Genomic DNA, 23,721 nt, shown 5'->3' on the forward strand with positions numbered 1-23,721 from the left:
CAGCATGTCCTCAAGCCGTTCGTACCGCCTCAGATCCGGTTCGCGCCCGCATGCGGTAACGCATAGCCGAGTCGGAACGACAGGTCCTTCGCCGTCTGACGCAGCGTGACCGCGAGATCCGCGTCCGCGCGCGTATCGAATGTGCCGGACGGTCCGACGAGCGTGATCGCGAGCGCGATCGCGCCGTTGAACATGAATACGGGCGCGGCGATCGCATTGACGCCGGGCAGCGGATTGCCGTCGGTGCGCGTCATGCCTTCGGCGCGGATCTGCTCGTAGTCCCTGAACAACTGCGCCTTGTCGGCCGCTCTGAGTTCGGTCGCGCCGCTCAGCCGGATATGTTCGTCTTCGAGCGCCTTGCGTACGAGCGGCTCCGGCATATAGGCGCCGAACAGCCGCCCCGTCGCCGTGTTGACGAGCGACATGATCGTGCCGACGCGCAACGTCAGATGCAGCGGGTACGACGGATCTTCCTGACGCACGACGACCGGACCATTCGGTCCCCAGGTCGTCAGAAACACGCTTTGTCCGGTCTTCGAGGCGAGCGCGAGCACGTCGGCTTCCGCTTCGCGCAGCGGATTCAGGCGCTGCAGTCCATAGAGTCCGAGCCGCAAGGCGAGCGCGCCCGGCGCATAGTCGCCCGACGGCTCGACGCGCTGCACGAGCTCGAGCTTGATGAGGCTGACGAGATACGGGAACAGTTTCGCGGGCGGCATGCCCGTGACGGCCGCGATTTCCTTGAGCGCCATCGGCGCGTCGGAATACGTGAGCGCCAGCAGGATCTCGCTGCCGACTTCGACGGATTGAATGCCCCGTTGTGCCTTCTCAGTGCTTTCGGTGTCCATAGGTGTGTGTGCGCAAGGGTGAAGCGTGACGGCGCCGGCCGCGTCGGCCATCCGGATGCCGGTAAAATCCGGAGGTCACATCCCTATTCGTGCGGCAGAGGATTGCATGGTAACGAAGCAGTTGGCAAAAGAACAGGGCGCGGAACACGACGCCTCGTCCGGCGCGCGCAAGACGCAGCGCGGCATCCAGAGCATGGAGTCGGGCGGCCGCTTCCTCGAATATCTCGCGGACGCCGCCGAGCCGATGACGCTCGCCGACCTCAGCGCCCGCAGCGGCATTCCGACGAACCAGGTGTTCACCTATATGGTGAGCCTCGTGCGGACCGGCCTCGTCAAGCGCGACCCCGTGACCGCGCGCTTCGAACCGGGACCGCTTGCGCTTCGCCTCGGCCTGCATGCGCTCAAGATGGTGCCCGCGGTCCGCCATGCGATGCAGCCCGCCGTCGATCTCGCCGATCGCGTCGGTCAGAGCGTGCTGCTCGCGGCCTGGGGCGAGCGCGGCCCGACGATTCTGCAAAGCCATTCGCCGGCCGCGATGCTGCATGCGGGCGTGCATATCGGTACTGTCATGTCGCTCGTGCATTCGACGACGGGCCGTGTCTTTGCGGCGTTCAAGGACCTGCCGAACATGTCCACGCTCATACGCGTCGATATGGGGATGCAGCGCCCCGACGGCGACCGGATGTCGATGAAGGCGTTCGACGAGATCCTCGCCGATATCCGCAAGCGCGGCATCGCGCGAGGCGAGGGCTTGCCGATTCCCGGGATCAACAGCATGAGCGCGCCCGTCTTCGACAAGAGCGGCGCGATCGCGCTCGTGATCACCGTGTTCGGCGTCGAAGGCACGTTCGATTTCGCATGGCGCGGGCCGCTCGCGACGGATCTGCTCGATACGACGAAGAGACTGACCGCGCAAAACGCGGCGTGAGCTTGAGCGCGCATCGATGCCGGTCTGAAATACGCGAGCGCAAGGACAAGCGCAAGCGCCGAAGCAACGCGGCATGAACGACTGGCGCTTCACGATGCGACGCGCTTCGCGTGACCCGCGATCAACCCCGAGAACACGATCGACAGCACGAACAGGCCGAGGCCGCACACCATGAAAACCGGCGGCGCCGAATAGCGTCCGATGAACGCGGCTGCCGCGGCGATGCCGATCGACTGCCCGAAGAACAAAAAGCATGAAAACAGCGAGACGGCCGTGCCTCTCGCTTGCGGCGCCATCTGCGTCGCATGGGTCTGCAGCGTGTTGTGCAGCGCATAGAAGCCGAATCCCGCGAGCAAGCACGCGGGCCACGCATATCCCCCTCGCGGAATCCAGGCCAGGCCGCCATACGCGAGCGCGAGGCAGAGTCCCCCGAGCCGCGCGAGATGGATTTCGCCGAGCCGCGCGACCAGGCGCTTCGTGCATCGGCTGTAGACCAGGCCGCCGACGCCGTAGAGCGCGGCGATCGCTCCCGCGTGCGTGATCGCGATCCCGAATGTCCGATGCAAATAGCTCGGTACGAAAGCGAGCGCGCTGTACGCGAAGGCGCCTTCGACGAACGTGACGCACAACACGGTGCGCGCCCATGCGATCGAGAGCACGGCGCGCGCGCGCCGGACGAAGTGCGCGTCGCTGTTCACGTCGCGATGCGCATCGTGTTCGGGCTCGCGCAGCACGAGCCATCCCGCGATCAGCGAGATCGCGGCAAGCAGCGCGAAGGCGACGCGCCAATGCAAGGCGTCGGCAATGACCGCCCCGAACCACTGTCCCGCGATCATGCCGAACACGGTGGCGCCGAGCAGTTGCGCGAGCACTTCCTGACGGCGTGCATAGGGCACGGCATCGCCGATCCACGCCATCGTGAGCGGCACGATGCCCGCTGCGGCCGCGCCCGAGAGCACGCGCGCCGCGATCAGTTGGCCGCTCGTCTGCGCGAGCGCCGCGGCGATCTGTCCGATCGTGCAGAGCGCGGTCGCATAGCCGACGACACGCATCTTGCCGAAGCGGTCGCCGAGCGGACCGACGAAGAGTTGCGTCGCCCCGTACGCGAGCGCGAACGCGGAAATCGTCTGTGCGGCGCGCCCGATCGGAATCGCGAACGTCGCCTGCAATGACGTCAGCAGCGAATCGCAGACGCGCATCGACGCCATGCTCATCAAACAGCATGTGCTCAACAGCCAGAGGATCTTGCGTGATTCGGTACGTGTCATCTCAAGTGTTCGTGTGCGCGTCGGATGATGCGTGGGCGCCGTGCGCATCGCATCGCGACGGCCGATCCCGTGCGCGACGCACGGGCATCGCGCAGCGTCGCGGTATGAATGCGAGATTGCATGAAAACAAAGTACTTTGTACATGAGTAATTGTGCGAGGTGGCCCACGATACTCGCGATTCGCGTCATTTCGATGTTTCGCAGCGCGGTTACCTCATCCTTCCCCGTTTTTCGTGTTCGTCAGGGATTGTACGTATGCAAATAGAAGTGCATAGGTATAATTCAATGAGTATGATTCGAACATGACCCTGCAGGGGCAGGATGACTTCATGGGGACGCGGCACGCACGCGTCGCCGTACTCGGAGAGACGTGATGAAGCACGACAGCGAATACCTTTGCGACGTCCTGGTGGTGGGCTCCGGATGTTCGGGGATGTCCGCCGCGATTACCGCGGCATCGCAGGGCCTCAAGGTGCTCGTGATCGAGAAGGAGCCGCGCTTTGGCGGATCGACGGCGCGTTCGGGCGGCTGGCTCTGGATTCCGAATACCGCGCTCGCGAAGGTGCAGGGCATCGAGGAGCCCGAAGGCGCGGCGCGCACGTATCTGCAGCACGAAGCCGGTGCGAGCTTCGACGGTCCGCGTGTCGACGCCTTCATCAAGCATGGGCCCGAGGCCGTCGACTTCTTCACGTCGAAGACATCGGTGCGCTTTGATATGCCGCTCGTGTTTCCCGACTATCACGCCGAAGCGCCCGGCGGCACGCAGGGCGGCCGTTCGATGGTCACGCGTCCGTTCGACGGGCGCGAGCTCGGCAGCGCGATCAAGACGCTTGCGCCGGCGCTGCCCGAACTCACGGTGTTCGGCATGATGCTCGGCTCGGGCAAGGAAATCGTTCACTTCATGCGCGTGACGAAGTCGTTGAAGTCCGCCTGGTATGTGACGAAGCGGCTCTCGCGCCACTTCATGGACGTCGTCAAGCACGGACGCGGCATGACGCTGACGAACGGCAACGCATTGGCCGGCCGTCTTGCGAAATCGCTGATCGATCTCGATGTACCGCTGTGGCTCAACACGAAGGCGCTGAGCCTGACGTCCGACGGCGCGCGCGTGACGGGCGCGCTGCTCGATCGCGAAGGCACGCGGATTCAGGTCGTCGCGCGTCGCGCGGTGGTCCTCGCGAGCGGCGGTTTTCCGTACGACATCGAACGGCGCAAGCAGCTGTTCCCCCATGCGCCGAACGGCGTCGAGCACTTCTCGCCGTCGCCGACGGGCAATACGGGCGACGGTCTGCGGATGGCCGAGCGCGTCGGCGGGCAGGTCAGCACGACGCTGCCGAACGCGGCCGCGTGGGTGCCGGTTTCGACGCTGACGCGCAAGGACGGCACGATGGGCATCATGCCGCACTTCATCGATCGCGCGAAACCGGGCGTGATCTCGGTGCTCAAGGACGGCCGCCGCTTCACGAACGAAGGCAGTTCGTATCACGACTTCGTGCAGGCGCTCGTCAAGGCATGCAAGCCCGGCGAGGAGATTTCCGCGCATCTGATCTGCGACAAGAAGACGCTGCGCACGTATGGGCTCGGCAGCGTCGCGCCGTTTCCGATGCCGATCGGGCGTTATCTCAAGATCGGTTATCTGACGCGCGCTTCGACGATCGATGCGCTCGCCGCGAAGATCGGCATCCCGGCCGCGGCGCTTGCGCAGACGGTGCGCGCCTACAACGACGAAGCACGGCTTGGACGCGACCCTGTCTTCGGCAAGGGCAGCAAGGCTTATAACCGCTATCAGGGCGACGCGCTGCATTCGCCGAACCCGTGTATCGCGCCGATCGAGCAGGGCCCGTTCTTCGCGATCAAGATCCGCATCGGCGATATCGGCACGTTCGCGGGGCTCAAGACCGATGCGTCGTGCCGCGTGTTGAACGGGGACGGCGCGGCGATCGGCGGTCTCTATGCGGTCGGCAACGATGCATGCAGCATCATGGGCGGCAACTATCCGGGCGCGGGCATCACCTTGGGGCCGGCGCTCACGTTCGGCTATATCGCGGGCAATGCGATCGTGCGCGCGGGCGAGCAGCCCGGCGCGCTCGCGAACGATGCCGCGCCGCGCGCGCGGCTGGCCGTTGCGAATGGGGCGAACGTCTAGTCGATGCGTGTCGTCGCGGGGCGATCCTGAACGAGGGGGGATGCATGGTGCGGCCAGCGTCCGTCGCGGCTTCGGCCATGACGTCGGGCAAGCAAAGAGGTATTCGTGCGATGGAGGTCGGCGGCGAACTGCTGCGCCATCTCGCGGATGCCGGGCGGCCGGTCTCGATGGCCGAGCTCAGCGAGGCCGCGCGCCTGCCCTTGAATCAGGTGTTCACGTATGTCGTGAGCCTGACGCGTACGGGTCTCGTGCGGCGCGACACGGTCACGCACCGTCTCGAACCGGGACCGTTGCTGCTGTCGCTCGGCTTGCACGCGATCGCGCTGCATCCGATGATCCGGCTGGCCTGCGACCGTGCGACCGCGCTGGCCGCCACGACGCGGTTCGGCGTCTTTGTCTCGTTATGGGCCGATCGCGGACCGACGCTCGTCAAATATCTGAGCGCGGACACGTATGTGCATACGGGGCTGCACGTCGGCTCGGTCATGTCGCTGACGCAATCGAGCACGGGGCGGCTATTCGCGGCGTATCTGCCGCGCGAACGCGTGGCGCCGTTTCTCGATGTCGAGATCGATCGGCACGGGGGCGCCGCGCGTCGCAAGCTGTCGGACGAATTCGATGCGATGTGCGCGGACATCCGCACGCAGGGTCTCGCGCGCACGCAAGGCCTGCCGATTCCCGGCGTCGACAGCATGAGCGCGCCGATCTTCGACGGCGAGGGCCAGCTTGCGGTCGGCATCACGATGTTCGGTCGAACCGGAGAAATCGATATCGCGTTCGACGGCGCGCCCGCGCATGCGCTGCGCGCGCTGCAGGATGCGTCGCACGCGGCGGTCGAGCGTCGGCCGGCCGGAAGTCCGGAGGACAGGGCGGTCGTGTTTTAGCGCGGGTCGCGCGTCGGTGAAGACCGCGATCGCACGCGTGATGCTATCCCGTCATCGACCCGCAACCGTCATGGCGCCGGTCAGAATCGAACCGCTCCGCAAGCCGCCCTCGATATGCACGTCGTTGCCGATCGCGACGATGTCGCGGAAGATCCCTTGCAGCGTGCCCGCGATCGTGATCTCGTGAACCGGATATCGGATCGTCCCGTTCTCGACCCAGAAGCCGGCGGCCCCGCGCGAATAGTCGCCGGTCAGCGGATTGACGCCTTTCCCGAGCAGATGGGTCACAAATAGGCCTGTGCCCAGTCGCTCGAGCATGCAGGTCAAGTCGTCCTCCGCCGTCGTGCGCGTGCTGCACACCGTCAGATTGTGCGGGCCGCCCGCATTGCCCGTCGTGCGCAGGCCCAGTGCGCGCGCCGAGTACGACGAGAGCAGATACCCTTCGACGATGCCGTGCTCGACGACATGACGGCGCGCCACGCGCACGCCTTCGGCATCGAACGGCGAACTGCCGAGTCCTCCGACGATGAAAGGGTCGTCGACGATAAACACGTGATCGGCGAATACCGGCGTGCCGAAGCTTTGGCCGAGAAACGATGAGCGTCGAAGCAGGGCCGTGCCGTTGATCGCCGCGGCAAAAGCGCCGAGCAGACCCACGGCCTGGGTGGATTCGAACAGGACCGGCACGCGGCAGGTCTTGAGTTTGCGCGCGCCCACCTGTGCCGCGGCGCGCATTCCGGCGCGTTTGCCAATGGCTTCGGGCGTATCGAGATCGCGCGAGTCGACCTGGTGCGAACGCCACGTGCTCATATGCCGGTCGTCGCCGACGCCGGCGATCGGCGCGCAGTCGAGCGAATGCGACGAGTTTTGGAAGCCCGCGAGGAAGCCGTTCGACATGCCGAGCACGCGTTGCCGATGCAGCGAACGCAGCGACGCGCCCGAACTTTGGCTGACGCGCGCGTCGGCATCGAACGCCGCGTTTTCGGCGCGCACGGCGAGCGCGATCGCATCGGCGACCGGGATGTCCCACGCATGGAAAAGTCCGAGATCGCGTGGCGAGGTTTCGAGTTCTACCTCGTCGGGCAAGCCCGCGAAAGGATCGGCGCCCGCATGGCGAGCGATCTCGCGCGCCGCCGTGACCGTGCTGCGAATCGCGTCGCTCGAAAAGTCCGCAGTGCTCGCCTTGCCGCGCCGCTTGCCGTCGTACACGGTCACGTCGAGCCGCTGGTCGTGGCTCAGCTTGATCGTATCGAGCGCGCCGAGTCGCACCGATAGGCCGCGCCCCTGGCTGCCGGACGCTTCGACGCTCATCGCGCCGGCGCCGATCGATTTGCCGTAGGTCAGCGCTTCGGTCGCGAATTGCCGCAACGCGTCGAGCGAATACGAAAGCGTGTCGGACGGCGGCGTGTCGAAATCCATATTCGTCTTTGCGTTCGAGGAGGATGAATGGGGGCGCTCAACGGTGAACGTCGGATCAAGCGGCACGTGCCTCGTCGCTCGTCATCAGACGCCAAGCGCCTTCAGGCAGGAGTTCGAGTACGCGACGGTGATAGGTCAGCAGCGAACTGCGATGGCCGATGCTCACACACGCGATGCCCGCGCCAAGCAGTGCGCGATAGAGCATCGCTTCGGTCGTGAGATCGACGGCGCTCGTCGCTTCGTCGAGGAACACGTACTTCGCGTCCGACGCGAGGGCGCGCGCGAATCCGATGCGTTGCTGCTCGCCGAGCGACAGGACGCGGGACCAGTCGACGACGGTGTCGAAACCGCCGTGATGCCGCGCGAGATCCGGCAGATTGACTTGCTCCAGGCGCCGTTGCAGGTCGCTGTCCGACGCGTGCTTGTCGTCGGACGGATAGCGCATCTGCTCGCGCAAGGTGCCGAGCACCATATAGGGCCGCTGCGGAAGAAACAGCACGGTACCCTCGGGCGGCATCGTGATCGAGCCCGAGCCGCTATGCCAGAGCCCGGCCATCCCTCGGATCAGCGAACTTTTGCCTACGCCCGTGCGGCCCACGATCAATAGGCTCTCGCCCGCATCGATATCGACGCTCAGATTGCGCACGAGCGTCCGCTCGAAACCCGGCGTGCGCAGTGTCACGTCGTCGAGACGGATGCGCGGGCCTTCGATGAAGCGGATCGTGGCGCGGCTATCGCGTTCCTCGTTCGCCAGCGCGTCGACCTTCTCGCGAAATTGCGCGATACGCACGACATGAGGCGCGGCGCTCGCCGACATCGAGATCAGTATCTGAAACCGCTGAATCGCGCCGAGCAGCAGCACGGCCGACGCGGTGCCCTGCGTGATCACGCCGAACGAAATGCGTCCGTCGAAATAGAGCGGCGCGAGTACCAGGACCGGCACGAGCGACCAGGCGACATTGAGCACCGACTCGATGACGCCCATGCCCGTCGAGTATCGCAAGTTCGCGTAGGCGATCTCGACGACGCGGCGTAGCCGGCGCAACACGCTCGCGTTTTCCGTCTGCTCGCCGCGATAGAGCGCGATGGTCTCGGTGTGGGTGCGTACATGGAGGATGCCGTAGCGAAAGTCAGCTTCCGAGACGGTCAATCGATATTGATAGCGAATCAGCCGTCCGTAGAGCCACCACGTCACGGTCAAGAAAAGCGCCGCGTAAGCGAGTACCGCATAGAACAAGGTCGGCGAGATGCTCCTCAGAATCCAGCCCTGCACGCCGAAGCTCGCAATGCAATAGATGGCGATCTGCACGATATTGAGCGCGATCTTGCATACGGGTTCGACCTCCTGCTGAATGCGCTGGTCGATGTTGTCGACGTCGTTGTCCTGCTCGATTCGGAAATAGACGTGATGAGACAGATATCGACCGAGCATCTCGCGCGTCGCCCACTGCCGCCAATGGATCACGATCGATTCGAGCAGCCAGTTCGACAGCCGGGAGACGATGCCTTGCTTGCCGATGCCGTCGCCGACCACGAGCACGATCAACGAGATCCAGATAAACCCGTGCCAGTACGACGGCGCGCGCTTCGCGACGAGCGCGTTGGTCATGTCCTTCGTGAGGATCGACAGTTTGGCGCCGAGCCCGACTTCGAACACGGTGTAGGCGAGGAACGCGAGCAGCCCCAGCCACGAGAGCCAGTGCGCGCGCCGTAACCAATAGGGTTGGATAAACCCCCATGCGCGGCGCGCGAAACGGAGATCGATTCGGCAATCGTCGAGATGAACGTTCACGATACCGTCCCTCCGACCGTCATCTCGTCGATGCGCAGCGTCGGCTGGCCCACGCCGACCGGAACCGATTGCCCGTTCTTGCCGCAGGTCGCGCCGCCGTCGTCGAGCCGCATGTCGTTGCCGATCAGGCTCACGTATTGAAGCGATTCGGGACCGCTGCCGATGAGGGTCGCGCCCTTGATCGGATGGGTCAGCCGGCCGTTCTCGATGCGATACGCCTCGGTCGCGCCGAACACGAATTTCCCGGTCACGATATCGACCTGACCGCCGCCGAAGTTCACGGCATAGATCCCGCTTTTGACGGATTCGATGATCTCCCTTGGATCTTTGTCGCCGTTGCGCATATAGGTGTTGGTCATGCGCGGCAGCGGCAATGATGCATACGATTGACGTCGACCGTTGCCGGTGGTGGGAACGCCCATGAGCCGCGCATTCAAGGTGTCGTGCAGATAGCCTCGCAGAATGCCGTCCTCGATCAGCGTCGTGCATTGCGTCGGATGGCCTTCGTCGTCGATATTCAAGGAGCCGCGCCGCGCGCGGAGCGTGCCGTCGTCGACGATCGTGACGCCGGGCGCCGCGACGCGTTCGCCGAGACGGCCTGAAAACACCGAGGTCCGCTTGCGGATCGCATCGCCTTCGAGACCGTGGCCGATCGCCTCGTGAAGCATGACGCCCGGCCAGCCGGGTCCGAGAACCACGCTCATCGTGCCGGCGGGGGCGGATTGCGCTTCGAGATTGACGAATGCGCGATGCAGCGCCGCGTCGACATGCCTGGCAATGAAGGCGGTATCGAATCGCCGGCCGTCGTAGCGGCCGCCGCCGCTCGATGCGCCCATTTCACGACGGCCACGGTGTTCGACGAGGATCTGGATGCTCAGGTGAACGAGCGGGCGCACGTCGGCCGCGAGCGTTCCGTCGGCGCGCGCGATGAGCACGATCTGGTGTTGGCTCGAGAGCCGCGCGGTCACTTTCTTGACGCGCGCGTCGCGACTTCGCGCGAGCGCTTCGATCTGATGCAGGCGGGCCGTCTTTTCGTCCGCTTCGAGCGACGCAAGCGGGTCGGTCTGCGTATAGAGCGCATGCGTTGCCGACCGCTTGAAGCCGTGCGACAGATCGAGCGGGATCACGATGTCGGTCCCGCCGGACGTCGCCCCGCGACCGATTTCGCGGACCGTGTGCGCGGCGCGCCGCAATGCCGAAGCGGACAGGTGGGCCGAATGCGCGAGCGCGGTACGTTCGCCCGCCATCGCGCGAACGCCGACGCCCCGGTCGATCGAACGACTGCCGGCTTTCACGATGCCGTCTTCGAGCATCCAGCTCTCGGTGTGCGTGAGTTCGAAAAACAGGTCGGCGTCGTCGATACGCGTCGCGTACATGTCGCCGAGTGTGTTTTGCAGGACGCCTTCGTCCAGTCCATAGGGTTCCAGAAGCGCGGCTTTGGCGAGCGTCAAATTGTCGACGCCGGTCGGCGCGACGCGATCCGCGGTCTCGTCGCAGCCGACGGGGCACGCGATCGAAGGTTCATCGATAGTCATGAGAGGAGGCTCGATGGGGCGATCAGGCACCGGTGGCCGCTTTGGAAAAACGCGCCTGGAGCTGTTCGAGGAGATCGATGGCCATATCGTGTTGCGCGGCTTTCACGTTGGCTTGAAACATGTCGAAGCGGGCCCAGAACGCCGGGTTTGCGGCGCGCTCGGTCTCGTGCCATGTCTTGCGCAACGAGTCGATCGCGCGCTGCCACTCGGCGAGTTCGGTCCCCGGCTGCGTCGGACGCGGTCCTTGCGTGTCTCGAGTCCGCATGCCGAACTCGGCTTCAAGCGTCTTCATGCGTTCGATGTCCTTGAGACTCCAGTGCGGTTCGCGATGCACGTCGTCGTGCCGCAAACCGATGAGGACGCGGATCCAGCCTTCGCTGTTCTGCTGCGCGAGCGGGTGGGCAAGGGTTTCGAGCCGGCGGCTCTCCGCGGCGCGTGTGCCGTCGATGCCGGCGAGGAGCACCGCGCGCTTGCGGATGGCGTCCCATTCGGCTGTCGCGATCGTCTCGCCATCGAGCTCGCGTCGGTGGGCCGCGTGGATATCGGCGAGCACCGACAACACGTCCACATCGTCGAAATGCGGGGCGATGGCCCACTTCGATCGGTACAGAAAATCGAACTGCAGATGCCGGGTCAACGCAAAGAGATCGACGTCGAGCGGAATCGCCGCGATCAGGTTCGCCACGTGTTCACGGATGCGTTCATGAGGTTCGATATTCGAAGCGCGTCTGAGATGCCAGACGGCATCGAGCAAGGTCGTGTACGCGAGCGGAATGCCCAGTTCATCCTCGATCTGTTCCGGGGTGTCGGCCAACTGCGCCGCAAGACGCACGCGCCCGGTATCGGCGATCGCCGCGATGCGTGCGACACACGCGTCGCGAAGCGCGGCGCGACCGCCGAAGCTCGACCACACGCGTTTGAGATCGTCAGGATCGGACGAAGCCTGGGCGGGCGTATCGCGCGCGGCGTCGATACGATCCTCTCCGATCCAGCGCTCGACCATGGCGTTCAGCCGCATCGTGGTCGTGCCGACCAGTCGGCCTTCTTCGGCCCCGTCGCGCAGGAATACGAGCGTCGGAACGCTTCGAACCTGAAAGCGCTGCGCGAGCACGGGTTCCTCGTCGATGTTGATCTTGACGATGCGCAGACGCTCGCCGACCTTCGCATCGAGTGTGTCGAGGTGGGGCTTCAATGCTTTGCAGGGGCCGCACCAGGGCGCCCAGAAATCGACGATCACGGGCACGCCGCCGCTGACGTCGCGTTCGAATCGGTGTTCGGTGGTATCGACGATGCTCATTCGGGAATCTCGCTCGTTGGAGTGCTGGAGGTCGGGGCTTCAGTTCGGTGCGGGCTGCGTGACGAAGTCGATGTTCGTCAGCCCCGCGCGCTGTGTGGCCGCGAGGACGTCGGCGACCGCTTCGTAGCGCACCGCCTTGTCCGCGTAGATCTGGATGTCGGGTTGGGGCTGCCGTTGCGCCGCGCCGGCGAGGCGCACGCTGAGCGCGGCCGCATCGACGGTTTCGTTGTCCCAGTGCACGGAGCCGTCGGCCTGCACCGCGACGACCACGTGCGGGGGCGGCGTGCCGGTCGGCGTGCTCGTCGCGGTCGGCAAGTCGAGCTTGACGGTGTTCGTCATGGCCGGCAGCGTGACCATGAATACGATCAGCAACACGAGCATGACGTCGATGAGCGGCGTCATATTGATCTCGTTCATCACATCGTCGGGCGGGCTGTAAAAGGACATGTCAGGATCCCTCCGTCGCGAGGCGGCGCTGGGCCGGCGCGCGGACCTTGTCGTGTGCGGGACGCGTCTGCCGCGAGCCGCTCATCAGATACGCGTGCAGTTCATGCCGAAAGCGCGCGAGCTTCGAGATGAGCCCGCGGTTGCCGCGCGTGAGCGCGTTGTAGCCCAGCACGGCCGGGATCGCGACGAACAGGCCCAGTGCAGTCATGACGAGCGATTCGCCGACCGGACCCGCGACCTGCGACAGACTCGACTGCCCCGACGCGCTGATGGCCATGAGCGCGTGATAGATCCCCCATACGGTGCCGAACAAGCCCACGAACGGCGCGGTGCTGCCGATCGAGGCGAGGATGCCCAGTCCGCTCGACAGCTTCGACGTTTGTTCCTCCATCGAGACGGCGAGGCATCGCTGAACCCATTCGTCATGCGAGAGCACCTCTTCGAGGTTGGTGCCGCTATGACGGTCCTTGGCCTGCAAGGCGGCGTCGACGAGGTTCTGATAGATATTGCCGGCGCGCGCGCCGCCGAGTTTCGCGCTGCCGTGTTCGAGCGTTTCTTCTTGCCAGAACTGACGTTCGACAACGGCGGTCAGTTTGCGATGGCCCGCGAATTGGAGCCCCTTGTAGAGCATCACCGCCCATGAGAGCACCGACATGGCGACGAGTGCCGTCGCGATCGCGTGTGAGATGGCATCACCCCGCCACAGGGTTTGGATAAGCCCGGAATTCATAGGGAAAGACTCCTGAACAAATGCTGAAGCTCAATGGTCGAGATGAAACGAAAGCGGTTGGACCGCGCTGGTCGATACCGGATGGCCCGCTTGCATCAGCGGGTCGCAATGGCCTGCAAGCATGGCTTGCACGGCTGCGTCGTCGAGGTCGTCGTAGCCGCTGCTTTTTTTGACTTGTGCGTCCGTGATGCGCCCGCTCGCATCGATGTTGACCGCCAATTCGACCGTGCCTTCATGTCCGAGACGGCGCGCGCGCGAGGGATAGGGCGGCGCCGGAATGTCGCAGATCAGGTTCGCGTGCTTGCCGGCATCACCGGGCACGGGTAGCGGCATCGCCGCCGACGGCGCGGGTGTCGCCGGTGGCGCCGACGCGTGCGGCTGCGGCGGTGTCGGCGGCGTGACCACGGGCGGCTCCTTGACGACGGGCGTGGGGTCGAGCGCGGCGATCTGCCGCATCGCCGCGTGATGGGTCGCGAGCACATTCGGATGCGTCATGGGCTTTTGTATCTGCGGCTTGGGCGGCTGCGGCACGGGGGGCTGGGCGCGCGAGACGAGCGTCACGCGCAGCGCGCCGCCGGGCGCCGCATGCGAGGTCAGGAGCACATCGCGTTGCACATGCATGGCGAGCACGACGAGTGCGGCGTGCAGGAGCAACGCGACGAGCGCGGCGCCGACCTTCGCGCTGACCGCGCGTGGACGACGCGGCGGCGCATGGGCCGCCATTGTTGTTTTATCGGTGATTGAGATCAGCACCGCTAGGACTCCATGACGAACTGGGCAGGCAATCGGGGCCGATCGATGACGGCGGCAGATCGCGCACCGGGGGGCGCGCGATGTCGAGCGGGCCGCCGTCGCGGATGCCCTGATCGACTCGGGTCATCGCGATCGATCGCTAAAAGTCGTAGGTGCCGGTCAGCAAGACCGTGCGTCCGGGCTCGATATAAATATCGTTTTCCGCTGAGTAGTCCGAATAGAGACGGCGATCGAAAAGGTTCTGCACGCCGAGACGCATGCTCCACTTTTTGGCCTTGTAGTAGACGCCCGCGTCGACTTCGGCCTGTCCCGCGATATCGTAGGTCGCGTTTGCCGACGTCGTGATCGCGTAGTCGCTGCGCGCCTTGATGCCCGCGCCGAAGCCCCAGCCGTGCAGCGCGGCGTTCTGGAAGTCATACGTCGCCCAGAAACTGGCCGTATGCCTCGGGATCGCGCTGAAGCCCGATGTCGGCTGCGACAAGAAGTCGGCGTACGTATAGCTGCCGATCAGGTTGACGCCTTTGTACGGCGAGCCTTGCACGTCGATTTCGACGCCGCGTGAGGTGGTTTGCGGCAGGACGAGATAGTAGCCAGGTTCGGCCGGGTCCGAGACGGCCTTGTTGATGAGCGCGGTCCGATAGAACGAGATCGTCGAGGTCAGGCGATCGTCGGCGAGGTCGATCTTGAAGCCCGCTTCGGCGGATCTTCCGGTATCCGGAGGGGAGAAGCTGCCGGTCGGGGTCAGCGCGATCTGCGGTGTGAATGACTTCATCGCATTCGCGTAGAGCCCGACGCTGTCGGTCAACTGATAGACCGCGCCGATGTTCGGACTCCAGCCGTGCTGGCTCGGCTGGTCGGGCTGGGTCGCCGACCAGCCCCATGCCTGACTGTATGAAAGATTGACCACGACATGGAGGCGGCCGACCGCGATTTGATCCTGTAGATATTCGTTATTGATGTGATCGTTGATGTTGTAGGCCAAGCCGTACGGGAAGCCCGTCGACGGAAACTGTGGCGCATAGATCGATGTGAGGATCGGCAGTCCGCTATACGCGCTCGCGATGCCGTTCATCTTCGAATACGTGAAGCCGCCAACTACGGTTTGGGCGACCGGGCCGATACTGAATTTGGCCTGCACGCTGTTGTCGAACGTCCAGCGGTCGCTTTGCGTGAATTGGCTGAACGGGATATAGAACGCCTGCTCCCCTGCACCGACATTGAGCGTCGTCAGAAAGTTCATGCCGGTCGTGCCGGTGAGCTCGGCGTCGTAGCGTGCCTTGCTGCGAAACGTGATGTTGTCGGTGAGCTTTTCTTCGAGGTTGTAGTAGACGGCCGTGTCGTTTTCCGTGATGTTGTCTGCGGCCGTGCCGAAGCGCACCGGATCAGTGACCGGGCCCGTCGGCAACAAGATCGTGAACCACGGAAACGGTTCGTGAGATGTGTTCTGGCTGAAGCCGACGATCAGATCGGTGTCGCCGCTTTTCCATCGGACCGACGGCGCGATGTAGAAATCGTGCATGCCGTCGTAGTCGCCTTGGCTTTGTCCCGAGTGCTCGCCTGATATGACGAGTCGGTAGCTGATGCGGTCGTCGCCGAACATCGCGCCCGCGAGGTCCAGCGAACTCAGAATGTCGCCGTAGGGCCCGAGCTGCATCGAGACCTCGCGTACCGGATCGGTCTGCGGTTGCTTCAGGACTAGATTGACGATGCCGCCGGGATTTGACGGACCCGCGATGATCGCGTCCGCGCCCTTGAGGACTTCGAGCTGCTGAACGGCGGCGATCGGCACGTTCAGCGAGCTCGCACCCTGCTGCGTCGAGAATAACGACGACGTGACGCTATTCATGCCGTCCGTCATGACGGGCGCGTCGAATCCCCGGATGCTGACCGTGGGGCCGAGCGTGCTCGGCGCCACGGTGACGCCGCTGACGTTCTGCAATGCGTCGCTCAAGGAGCGCGATTGTTGACTCTGCATGACCGACTGATCGACGACCGTCACCGACTGCGGGGTGTCCGCGATCGCCGTATCGGTGCGCATGGCCGTCGTCGATTGTGTCGTCACGAAGCCGTTGCTCGACCCCGTGTCGACCGAGCTGTTGACCGTCACGAGCGGCAAGGTCGGCACCGTATCGGTGTGGCTCGCGGGCGTCGACGGTGTCGCGCCGGCCGATGCTTTCTGGATCACGTAGGCCTTGTCGTCCGCACTCGCGGCTTCGAGACCGGTGCCCGCGAGCAATTTGTCGAGGCCCTCGCGCACGGTGTAGGTTCCCGTGAGTCCCGGGCTTTGCTTGCCTTCGACGGTTCCCGGCGCATAGGAGACGGAGACGCCCGCGTATGCCGCGAAACTGGCGAGCGCGTGATCGAGCGGTCCGGCGGGCAACGCGTAGTGCAATGTCGCGGCACTCGCCGCGGACTGCGCGTGCGCGCACGTCGAGACCCACGACAACGATGCCGCGCTTGCGATCGGCAGCGCGAGATGAACCGCGAGTGAAATACGCCGAGCCTTTGACGTGAAGCGCGTGCGGGCCGTCGTGTCGACGTCAGGGCTGAATCGAGTCGTGCGCGATGCCATGTGCTGTTCCCCGGTGAATGAGTGTTTTCACAGGTAGGCCCATCGACGCCCACGAAAAGGGCCAATTTCGCCGCATGCGTGTGTGACGAAATATTACGAGGCGGCCGCGCAAGGTGCGCGATCGCTGCCCTGCGTTCAACTCAGAGGAATCCGCCGTCGTGCGTCGTCATGGCGCGAGTCGAACGCATGGCGGCCGTACGCGTAAACGCGCGGATTCGATCCGCCGGCGCGGCGCGGAGAATGGTGTGTTGCATGCGTACGGTTCTGAAAAACTTTTTCCTGCCGATCTTCGATCGATATGATTTCTTCGACAAATAATTCTCCGCCGGGCCCCCTAGAATGGCGTGCAAATTTTCAAGCGCGCATGAGATACGGGGCGCCGCGACTCGATTTGCGGATATCCAACGTCAATTTATTGGCGAGTTGAGAACCCGTTGCTTCGCGCTCATTCTGTATCAAGAGCGGATACCGGCCGAGCGCCGGACGTGCCGTGCGGCTTCAACGAAGACATCATCGGGCGATGCATCGTGGACAAGATCGAAGGGACAGTGGCCGGCGCGTTATATGTCGATCATCACAGCTGGCTGTTCGGCTGGCTGCGCAAACGGACGGGCAATCGCGAGCAAGCCGCCGACCTCGCGCACGACACGTTTCTGCGCATCCTGCTCAAGTCCGAGCCCGTCTCGATCGACGAGCCGCGTTCCTATCTGACGGTCATCGCCAAGGGGCTGCTCGCGAATCAGTGGCGTCGACACGAGATCGAACGCGCCTATCTCGATCGCCTCGCGACGATTCCCGAATCGTTCGCCCCTTCGCCCGAAGACCGCGCATTGATCCTCGAATCGCTGCTTGAAATCGATGCGGCACTGTCGCAATTGCCCGACAAGGCGCGCACGACGTTTCTGCTCGCTCAACTCGACCACCTCGGATATGCGGAGATCGCGCTCAAGCTCGGCATTTCGCTGCGTACCGTGAAGCGCTATATGGTGCTGGCCTTCGAACAATGTCTGCTCAAACTCGAATGAACGCACGCCTCGATCCGCGCGTCGTGCGCGAGGCCGCGGTCTGGCTCATGCGCTTGCACGAACCCGGCGTGAGCGAAGCCGAACGTCAGGCGTGGCGCCGCTGGTGCGATCAGAGCGTCGAACATGAGCGTGCATGGATGCGTGCGAACGCCGTCGCGAGCAAGTTCGGCGGCATTCCCGCGCAGATCGGCGCGGCGACGCTCGACGTGCCCCTCTCGAAGGCGCGTCGCAAGGCCATGCTCGGCGCGCTGTCCGTCGCCATCGCGGCCGTACCGAGCGCGTGGCTCGCATCGCGTTTGCCCTGGGACGACTGGTCGGCCGAGTATCGGACCGCGACAGGCGAGCGCCGCCGGATCACGCTCGCCGATCAAAGCACGTTGATGCTGAACACGTCGACCTCGCTCGACGTGGCGTTCGACGGAACGAACCGTACCGTCACGCTGCATCGCGGCGAGATCTTGGTCGACACCGCGATGGCGCGGCAGCCGTTCGTCGTGCGCACGCGCGACGGCGCGATCCGATCGGCGAGCCGGCGCTTCGATGTTCGGCTGCACGATGCGATGACGCGCGTGGCGGTCTTCGAAGGCAGCGTCGATGTGTCGGGCGGCGATGCGACGCCGCACGTTCTGTTGCGCTCGGGCGCGCGGATCGATCTCGCGCGCGGCATCGTCGGGCCCGTCGCCGCCGCCTACGATACGAGTGCGTTGTGGTCGCAAGGCGTGCTTTTTGCCGACGATATGCCGCTCTCGGATGTGCTTGACGAGCTGTCGCGTTATCGACGCGGCATCATCCGCTGCGATCCTTCGGTGGCCGCGCTTCGTGTGTCCGGCAGTTTTCAGATCGACGATACGGACCGCGCCTTGCGTTTGCTCGCGGATACCTTTGCGTTGCGTGTCGTCATGGTCACGCCGTACTGGGTCAATGTCGGGGCCGCCGAGACGTAGAGGGCGAGAGGGCGGCGCCCGGCAAGCGCGGCGCGCCGGGCATGGCGCGCCGCGCTGTGCTGGGCCCGCTAAATCGCGAGGAATCCGCCGTCGACGGCGAGCGTCACGCCCGTCACATAGCGCGACATATCGGAGGCGAGAAACAACGCGGGACCGATAAGGTCGTCGGTTTGGCCGACGCGTCCCATCGGAATGCGCGTCATGAACGCTTCGAGCCGCTTCGGATCTTCGCGCGTGACGGCCGTCATCGGCGTTTCGATGACACCCGGCGCGAGCGCGTTGACGCGCACGCCGTGCGGCGCGAGTTCGGCCGCGAGCGATTGCGTAAACATCTTGATGGCCCCCTTCGACGGCGAGTAGCCGAGACTGCCGCCCTGGCCCGCATACGAAGCGATCGACGCGAGATTGATGATGACGCCCCGGCGCGCCTTGATCGCATCGAGCCACGCGTGCGTGACGTTGAACGTGCCCTGGACGTTGACGTCCATGACCTTGCGCCAGTTCTTCGCCGCGTTCGGACTCGTCGAATTTTCCCGAATGATGATGCCCGCGTTATTGACGAGCAGGTCGATCTGACCGACGTTGCGCCCGACATGCTGCGCGAGCGCGTAGCACGCGTCGGCATCCGTCACGTCGAGCGCATACGCCCATGCGCTCGCGCCCGTCTCGCGGACCAGTCGCGCGGTTTCCTCGACCTGGTCGAGGTTGATGTCGCTGACGACGACATTCGCGCCGGCCTTCGCGAGACCCACCGCGAGTGCGCGGCCATTGCCCTGTCCCGCGCCGGTCACGAGCGCCAGACGACGCTCGAGCAAGCGGTCGGCCGGTGATGGACTTGCTGACATGACGTCTCCTTACTGCTTGTTGTGTGGAATGCCCGCTTGCCTGGACCACGCGGGTTCGTGCGCAGTATTGCACATTGACATGCAACTATGCACCCGTCTAATGATGTATCGAGTCTCGGGATTTGTACCTATGCAAAACGAGTGGCGAATATCTAATTTGCTGGCGTACTATCCGGTCATGGATACGCAGGCGCGAAGCATTCGATTTCGCGCGTCGCCGGTCGAGACCGATACGGGGCATGCGGACCCGAACGCAGGCGCTGCCTCACATAACATTCCGTTGGAGACACCATGAAGGCCACCCGAATCCTCCCGACGCTGCTGGCCGTGCTCGGCATTGCTGCGGCGATTCCGAACGCGGTTGCGCAGAACATCAAGATCGGATTCAACGGCGACCTGTCGGCGTCGCCGTCGGCGCAAAGCGGGCAGGCCGCGGTACTCGGCATGCAGGCCGCAATCGCCGACATCAATGCGGCGGGCGGCGTGCTCGGCAAGAAGCTCGAGCTCGTGGTGCGCGACGACGTGTCGCAGCCGCCGAAGTCGATCCAGAACATGAGCGATCTGATCGACAACGAGAAGGTGGCCGCGGTCTTCGGCCCGACGAACTCGGGCAACGCGATGGCGTGGAAGCACGTCGTCGATCAGAAGAAGATCCCGGTCATCGACAACGTGTCGGCCGGCACGGACATCACGAAGCCGATGAGCCCGGGTTCGGACAACTATATGTTCCGCGTGTCGATGGTCGATCGCGAACAGGTCGCGGCATTGATGGCTTACGTCAAGAAGAACGGCGCGGACTCGAAGCGCGTCGCGTTCATGGCCGAGACGACGGGCTATGGCCAGGGCGGTCTCAAGGACATGAAGGACATCGCCGATGCGCAAGGCGTCAAGCCCGTCGATATCGAACAGTTCGGCGTCGACGACACCGATATGACCTCGCAGCTCAACAAGCTCAAGGCCGCGAATGTCGACACGGTCATCATCTGGGCGCAAGGCACGCCGATCGCGCAGGTCATGCGCAGCATGGAGAAGATCAACTACTACCCGCGCACGCTGACGTCGTGGGCGTCGGACAACGTGACGTTCTACGACGCCGCCGGCAAGCAGCTCGCCGAAAAGCCGCTGTTTCTGCGCACGGTCAGCGAGAACCGCACGCCCGAGCAGGACAAGTTGTTTGCGCGCGTGGGCTCGCAACTCAAGGCGCCGAGCGCGTTCTCGTTCTCGCTGCACGGTTACGACTCGGTGCTGCTGCTCGCGCAAGCGATCAAGCAGGCGAATTCGACCGACGGCGCCGCGGTGCGCGCCGCGCTTGAAAATCTGAACACGCCCGTGCACGGTCTGCTCAAGACCTACGACAAGCCGTTCAGCAAGACGAATCACGAAGCGCTGACCGCGAAGGATCTCGTCTGGGTTCACTGGAAGGACGGCAAGCTCGTGCCGTACACCGACCCGCTCGTCGCCTCGCTGACGACCGCCGACTTCAAGCAATAAGACGCATGCACTTACCACCGGCGCGCGACGCGGCGATATGCCGACGTGCCGCGCGCGGGGAGAGAACCATGACGGAAGCCATTCTTCAGGCCTTGATCAGCGGCCTCGCCGTAGGCGGCGCCTACGCGCTCGTCGCGCTCGGTTTCGGCGTGACGTTCACCACGACCAAGACGCTCAATTTCTCGCACGGCGAATTCGTGTCGGCCGGCGCGTTCATCGGCATGAGCGCGCTGCTGCTGATGGTCGGCAAGCCGATCACCGCGACGAGTTTCAGCGGCATCGCGCCGAGCGTCACGGCCCAGTTGCTCGGTCTCGTCGCGGCCCTCGTCGTCATGGGCTTGCTCGGCTGGCTGCTCTACGTGCTCGGTATTCGCCCGTTCACGAAGCAGCCGGGCATGGCGTGGGTCATGAGCACGCTCGGCTTCGGCGTCGTGCTCGACAGCGTCGGTCTCGCGATCTGGGGCCCCAAGCCGGTCGTCGTGCCGTCGCCGGTCGGCGATTCGGTGATCCAGATCATGGGGATCGGCGTGCGCCCGCAGGAGCTGTTGACGCTGGCGGTCGTCGTGGTCGTCATGATCGGATTCGACCTTGTCATGCGCAAGACGATGGTCGGCAAGATGATGCGCGCGGTCGCGGCGAACAGCGGCGTCGCGAGCCTCATGGGCATCAACACGAATGCGGTCATGATCGGCGCGTTCGTCGTCAGCAGCGCGCTCGCGGGCTTGTCGGGCTTTCTGATCGCGCCGATCGCGCAGGCATCGCTGTTCATGGGGCTGACGATCGGACTCAAGGGGTTTTCGGGCGCGATGATCGGCGGCCTCGGCAATCCGCGCGGCTGCGCGATCGGCGGCTTCGCGCTCGGCGTATTCGAATCGCTCGTGAATCTCTGGCAGGCGCAGTGGCGTGAAGTTGCCGTGTTCGCGCTCGTGATTCTCGTGCTCGCATTCCGGCCCACGGGCCTCGTCGGCAGCAAACTCGTGGAGAAGGTATGAAGCCGTCTCGTCATCTGCTCTCCGTTTGCGTGGCCGCCGCGGTCTTGATGGCGGCCGTCGCCTCGATCGGCAACGACTACTATCTGCATATCGCGTTCACGATGGCGACGTACTACCTCTGCGCGATCGGCATGAACGTGCTCGTCGGCTACGCGGGTCAGAAGTCGCTCGGTCAGGCCGGCTTGTTCGCGGCCGGCGCCTATGCCGCCGCCTTGATCACGTCGCAGACGGGACTCAACGCGTGGCTCGCGATGGCGATCGCGACGCTGGTCGCGGGCGCGTGCGGCGTGCTCATCGCGCTGCCGTCGCTGCGCGTCAAGGGACCGTATCTGGCGATGGTCACGCTCGCGTTCGGCATGGTCGCCGAGCGGCTCGTGAGCGACTGGTCCGACGTGTTCGGTGGCGCGCAGGGGATCTATGGCGTGCGCAGCCCCGAATTCAACGGTCAGCCCTTGAGTCTCGCGCAATGGGTCTGCGTCGCGATCGTGCTGTGCGCGATGACGCATCTGCTGATCCGCAATCTCGTCGACGGCCGCTTCGGGCGCGCGCTGCGTTCGCTGCAGGCCGACGAAATCGCGTCGTCGTCGGTCGGCGTGCGCGTCTATCGCGCTAAGGTCATTGCGTTCGTGATCGCCGCGCTGACGTGCGGACTCGCGGGCGCGATGGTCGCGCAGCAGAATCAGTACATCAATTCCGATTTCATTTCGTTCCAGCTCTCGATCTTCATTCTGCTGCTCGTGCTGTTCGGCGGCGCGGGCACGAAGCTCGGTCCGCTCGTCGGCGCGATCGTGCTGACGCTGCTCGACGCCTTGCTCGCGCGCTGGCCGTCGGTCCAACACGTGGTCTACGGCTTGCTGCTGTTGTTCGCGCTCTACGCGATGCCCGACGGTGTCGTCGGCGCGCTGTCGCGACGCACGACACGATCGCGCGCGGCGCACACACCGCTCGTGCCGGGAGGAAGGCCGAGCGGCGCGAACACGGCGAAGACGGTCACGGTGTTGCCGCGTCATCCGCGCGCGGGCGACGCGACGTTGTTGTCGGTCGAGAACGTCTGCAAGGCGTACGGCGGCGTCAAGCCCGCGCAGAACGTGTCGTTCTCGCTCAAGCGCGGCCATATCCATGCGCTGATCGGGCCGAACGGCGCGGGCAAGAGCACGATGATCAATATGATCACGGGCGTCGTCGGCCCCGACTCGGGCGCGATCCGCTTCAATGCGGAAGACATCGCGAACCGTCCCGTGCACGCGATCTGCAGCGCGGGCATCGGGCGGACGTTCCAGAATTTGCGTTTGTTCGCCGATCTGTCGGTGCTCGACAACGTGATGCTCGGCCGTCATAGCCGCATGCTGAACGGCGTGTTCGCGTCGCTGCTGGCGACGCCGGGCGCGCGCCGCGAGGAAGCGGTCACGCGCGAGCGCGCGGCCGAACTGCTCGAACTCGTCGGACTCGGCGCGCTCGCGGACCGGCCCGCGGGCAGCTTGTCGTACGGATTGCAGCGGCGCGTCGAACTCGCACGCGCGCTCGCGACCGAACCGCAATTGCTGCTGCTCGACGAACCGGCCGCGGGCCTCAATCCCCAAGAAACGCATGAACTCGGCCAACTGCTCGTGCGTGTATGCAAATACGGCGTGAGCATCCTGATGGTCGAACACCATATGGATCTCGTCATGTCGATCTCCGATCACGTGATCGTGCTCGACTACGGGACCAAGATCGCCGAAGGCAAGCCCGCCGATGTTCAGTCCAATCCGCGTGTCGTCGAAGCCTATCTCGGCGTCGACGATGCGGTCGCCGCCTGATGCGTGAAC

General features: G+C 64.7%; 19 protein-coding genes. 8 read left to right on the plus strand and 11 right to left on the minus strand.

Annotation, left to right across the window (positions count from 1 at the left end; genetic code table 11):
* Positions 1 to 29 precede the first annotated feature (29 nt).
* A complete protein-coding gene (locus tag D7S86_RS06555; protein ID WP_121084746.1) occupies positions 30 to 845 on the minus strand; it encodes an IclR family transcriptional regulator in 816 nt (271 codons plus the stop codon).
* Positions 846 to 966: 121 nt separating this feature from the next.
* Between D7S86_RS06555 and D7S86_RS06560 the strand changes: the two genes are divergently transcribed.
* Complete coding sequence (locus D7S86_RS06560; RefSeq protein WP_158601875.1) at positions 967 to 1,773, plus strand: IclR family transcriptional regulator; 807 nt, start codon at positions 967 to 969, stop codon at positions 1,771 to 1,773.
* A gap of 89 nt (positions 1,774 to 1,862) precedes the next feature.
* On the opposite strand, the gene D7S86_RS06565 is transcribed toward D7S86_RS06560, so the two are convergent.
* The gene (locus tag D7S86_RS06565; protein ID WP_121085250.1) at positions 1,863 to 3,041 is read right to left on the minus strand and encodes an MFS transporter; all 1,179 of its coding nucleotides are present in this window, start codon (positions 3,039 to 3,041) and stop codon (positions 1,863 to 1,865) included.
* 373 nt (positions 3,042 to 3,414) lie between these two features.
* Between D7S86_RS06565 and D7S86_RS06570 the strand changes: the two genes are divergently transcribed.
* Both D7S86_RS06570 and D7S86_RS06575 read left to right on the plus strand, forming a co-directional pair.
* Positions 3,415 to 5,187 (plus strand): FAD-dependent oxidoreductase, encoded by a 1,773-nt coding sequence (locus D7S86_RS06570; protein WP_121084751.1) that lies wholly within the window; start codon positions 3,415 to 3,417, stop codon positions 5,185 to 5,187.
* 44 nt (positions 5,188 to 5,231) lie between these two features.
* Entirely contained in the window at positions 5,232 to 6,071 is an 840-nt protein-coding gene (locus D7S86_RS06575; protein WP_121084753.1) for an IclR family transcriptional regulator, read from the plus strand.
* A gap of 51 nt (positions 6,072 to 6,122) precedes the next feature.
* Here D7S86_RS06575 and D7S86_RS06580 read toward each other — a convergent pair whose 3' ends face one another.
* From D7S86_RS06580 to D7S86_RS06615, 8 genes are all read right to left on the minus strand, one after another.
* Positions 6,123 to 7,490 (minus strand): metallopeptidase TldD-related protein, encoded by a 1,368-nt coding sequence (locus tag D7S86_RS06580; RefSeq protein ID WP_121084755.1) that lies wholly within the window; start codon positions 7,488 to 7,490, stop codon positions 6,123 to 6,125.
* A 55-nt stretch (positions 7,491 to 7,545) separates the two neighbouring features.
* Positions 7,546 to 9,282: an ABC transporter ATP-binding protein/permease gene (locus D7S86_RS06585; protein WP_158601876.1), complete on the minus strand. Its 1,737-nt coding sequence runs from the start codon at positions 9,280 to 9,282 to the stop codon at positions 7,546 to 7,548.
* Entirely contained in the window at positions 9,279 to 10,817 is a 1,539-nt protein-coding gene (gene tldD / locus D7S86_RS06590; RefSeq protein WP_121084759.1) for a metalloprotease TldD, read from the minus strand. Before tldD ends, D7S86_RS06585 begins: the two co-directional genes overlap by 4 nt.
* Positions 10,818 to 10,839: 22 nt before the next feature.
* A complete protein-coding gene (locus D7S86_RS06595; protein ID WP_121084761.1) occupies positions 10,840 to 12,114 on the minus strand; it encodes a thioredoxin family protein in 1,275 nt (424 codons plus the stop codon).
* A gap of 39 nt (positions 12,115 to 12,153) precedes the next feature.
* Entirely contained in the window at positions 12,154 to 12,561 is a 408-nt protein-coding gene (locus D7S86_RS06600) for an ExbD/TolR family protein (protein WP_121084763.1), read from the minus strand.
* A gap of 1 nt (position 12,562) precedes the next feature.
* Positions 12,563 to 13,291: a MotA/TolQ/ExbB proton channel family protein gene (locus D7S86_RS06605; RefSeq protein WP_121084765.1), complete on the minus strand. Its 729-nt coding sequence runs from the start codon at positions 13,289 to 13,291 to the stop codon at positions 12,563 to 12,565.
* A gap of 30 nt (positions 13,292 to 13,321) precedes the next feature.
* Positions 13,322 to 14,044, minus strand: coding sequence for an energy transducer TonB (locus D7S86_RS06610; protein ID WP_147432242.1), 723 nt, complete (start codon positions 14,042 to 14,044; stop codon positions 13,322 to 13,324).
* Positions 14,045 to 14,183: 139 nt separating this feature from the next.
* A complete protein-coding gene (locus tag D7S86_RS06615) occupies positions 14,184 to 16,616 on the minus strand; it encodes a TonB-dependent siderophore receptor (RefSeq protein WP_121084769.1) in 2,433 nt (810 codons plus the stop codon).
* 527 nt (positions 16,617 to 17,143) lie between these two features.
* Here D7S86_RS06615 and D7S86_RS06620 point away from each other — a divergent pair.
* Together D7S86_RS06620 and D7S86_RS06625 are read left to right on the plus strand one after the other, a co-directional pair.
* Entirely contained in the window at positions 17,144 to 17,641 is a 498-nt protein-coding gene (locus tag D7S86_RS06620; protein ID WP_240648019.1) for a sigma-70 family RNA polymerase sigma factor, read from the plus strand.
* Entirely contained in the window at positions 17,638 to 18,585 is a 948-nt protein-coding gene (locus tag D7S86_RS06625) for a FecR domain-containing protein (RefSeq protein WP_158601877.1), read from the plus strand. The genes D7S86_RS06620 and D7S86_RS06625 overlap by 4 nt, the downstream gene beginning before the upstream one ends.
* A 68-nt stretch (positions 18,586 to 18,653) precedes the next feature.
* On the opposite strand, the gene D7S86_RS06630 is transcribed toward D7S86_RS06625, so the two are convergent.
* Positions 18,654 to 19,430 carry an SDR family NAD(P)-dependent oxidoreductase gene (locus D7S86_RS06630; protein WP_121084773.1) on the minus strand — a complete coding sequence of 259 codons (777 nt, stop codon included), beginning with the start codon at positions 19,428 to 19,430 and terminating at the stop codon, positions 18,654 to 18,656.
* A 291-nt stretch (positions 19,431 to 19,721) separates the two neighbouring features.
* On the opposite strand from D7S86_RS06630, the gene D7S86_RS06635 reads away from it, so the two are divergent.
* The 3 genes from D7S86_RS06635 (at position 19,722) to D7S86_RS06645 (ending at position 23,712) form a co-directional block, all read left to right on the plus strand.
* Entirely contained in the window at positions 19,722 to 20,921 is a 1,200-nt protein-coding gene (locus D7S86_RS06635; RefSeq protein ID WP_121084774.1) for an ABC transporter substrate-binding protein, read from the plus strand.
* A 68-nt stretch (positions 20,922 to 20,989) separates the two neighbouring features.
* Entirely contained in the window at positions 20,990 to 21,913 is a 924-nt protein-coding gene (locus D7S86_RS06640) for a branched-chain amino acid ABC transporter permease (RefSeq protein ID WP_121084776.1), read from the plus strand.
* Positions 21,910 to 23,712, plus strand: a complete 1,803-nt coding sequence (locus D7S86_RS06645; protein ID WP_121084778.1) for a branched-chain amino acid ABC transporter ATP-binding protein/permease — start codon at positions 21,910 to 21,912, stop codon at positions 23,710 to 23,712. The genes D7S86_RS06640 and D7S86_RS06645 overlap by 4 nt, the downstream gene beginning before the upstream one ends.
* Positions 23,713 to 23,721: the final 9 nt, after the last annotated feature.

It is taken from the genome of Pararobbsia silviterrae (assembly GCF_003628125.1).
In the GTDB taxonomy this organism is placed as follows: Bacteria; Pseudomonadota; Gammaproteobacteria; order Burkholderiales; family Burkholderiaceae; genus Pararobbsia; species Pararobbsia silviterrae.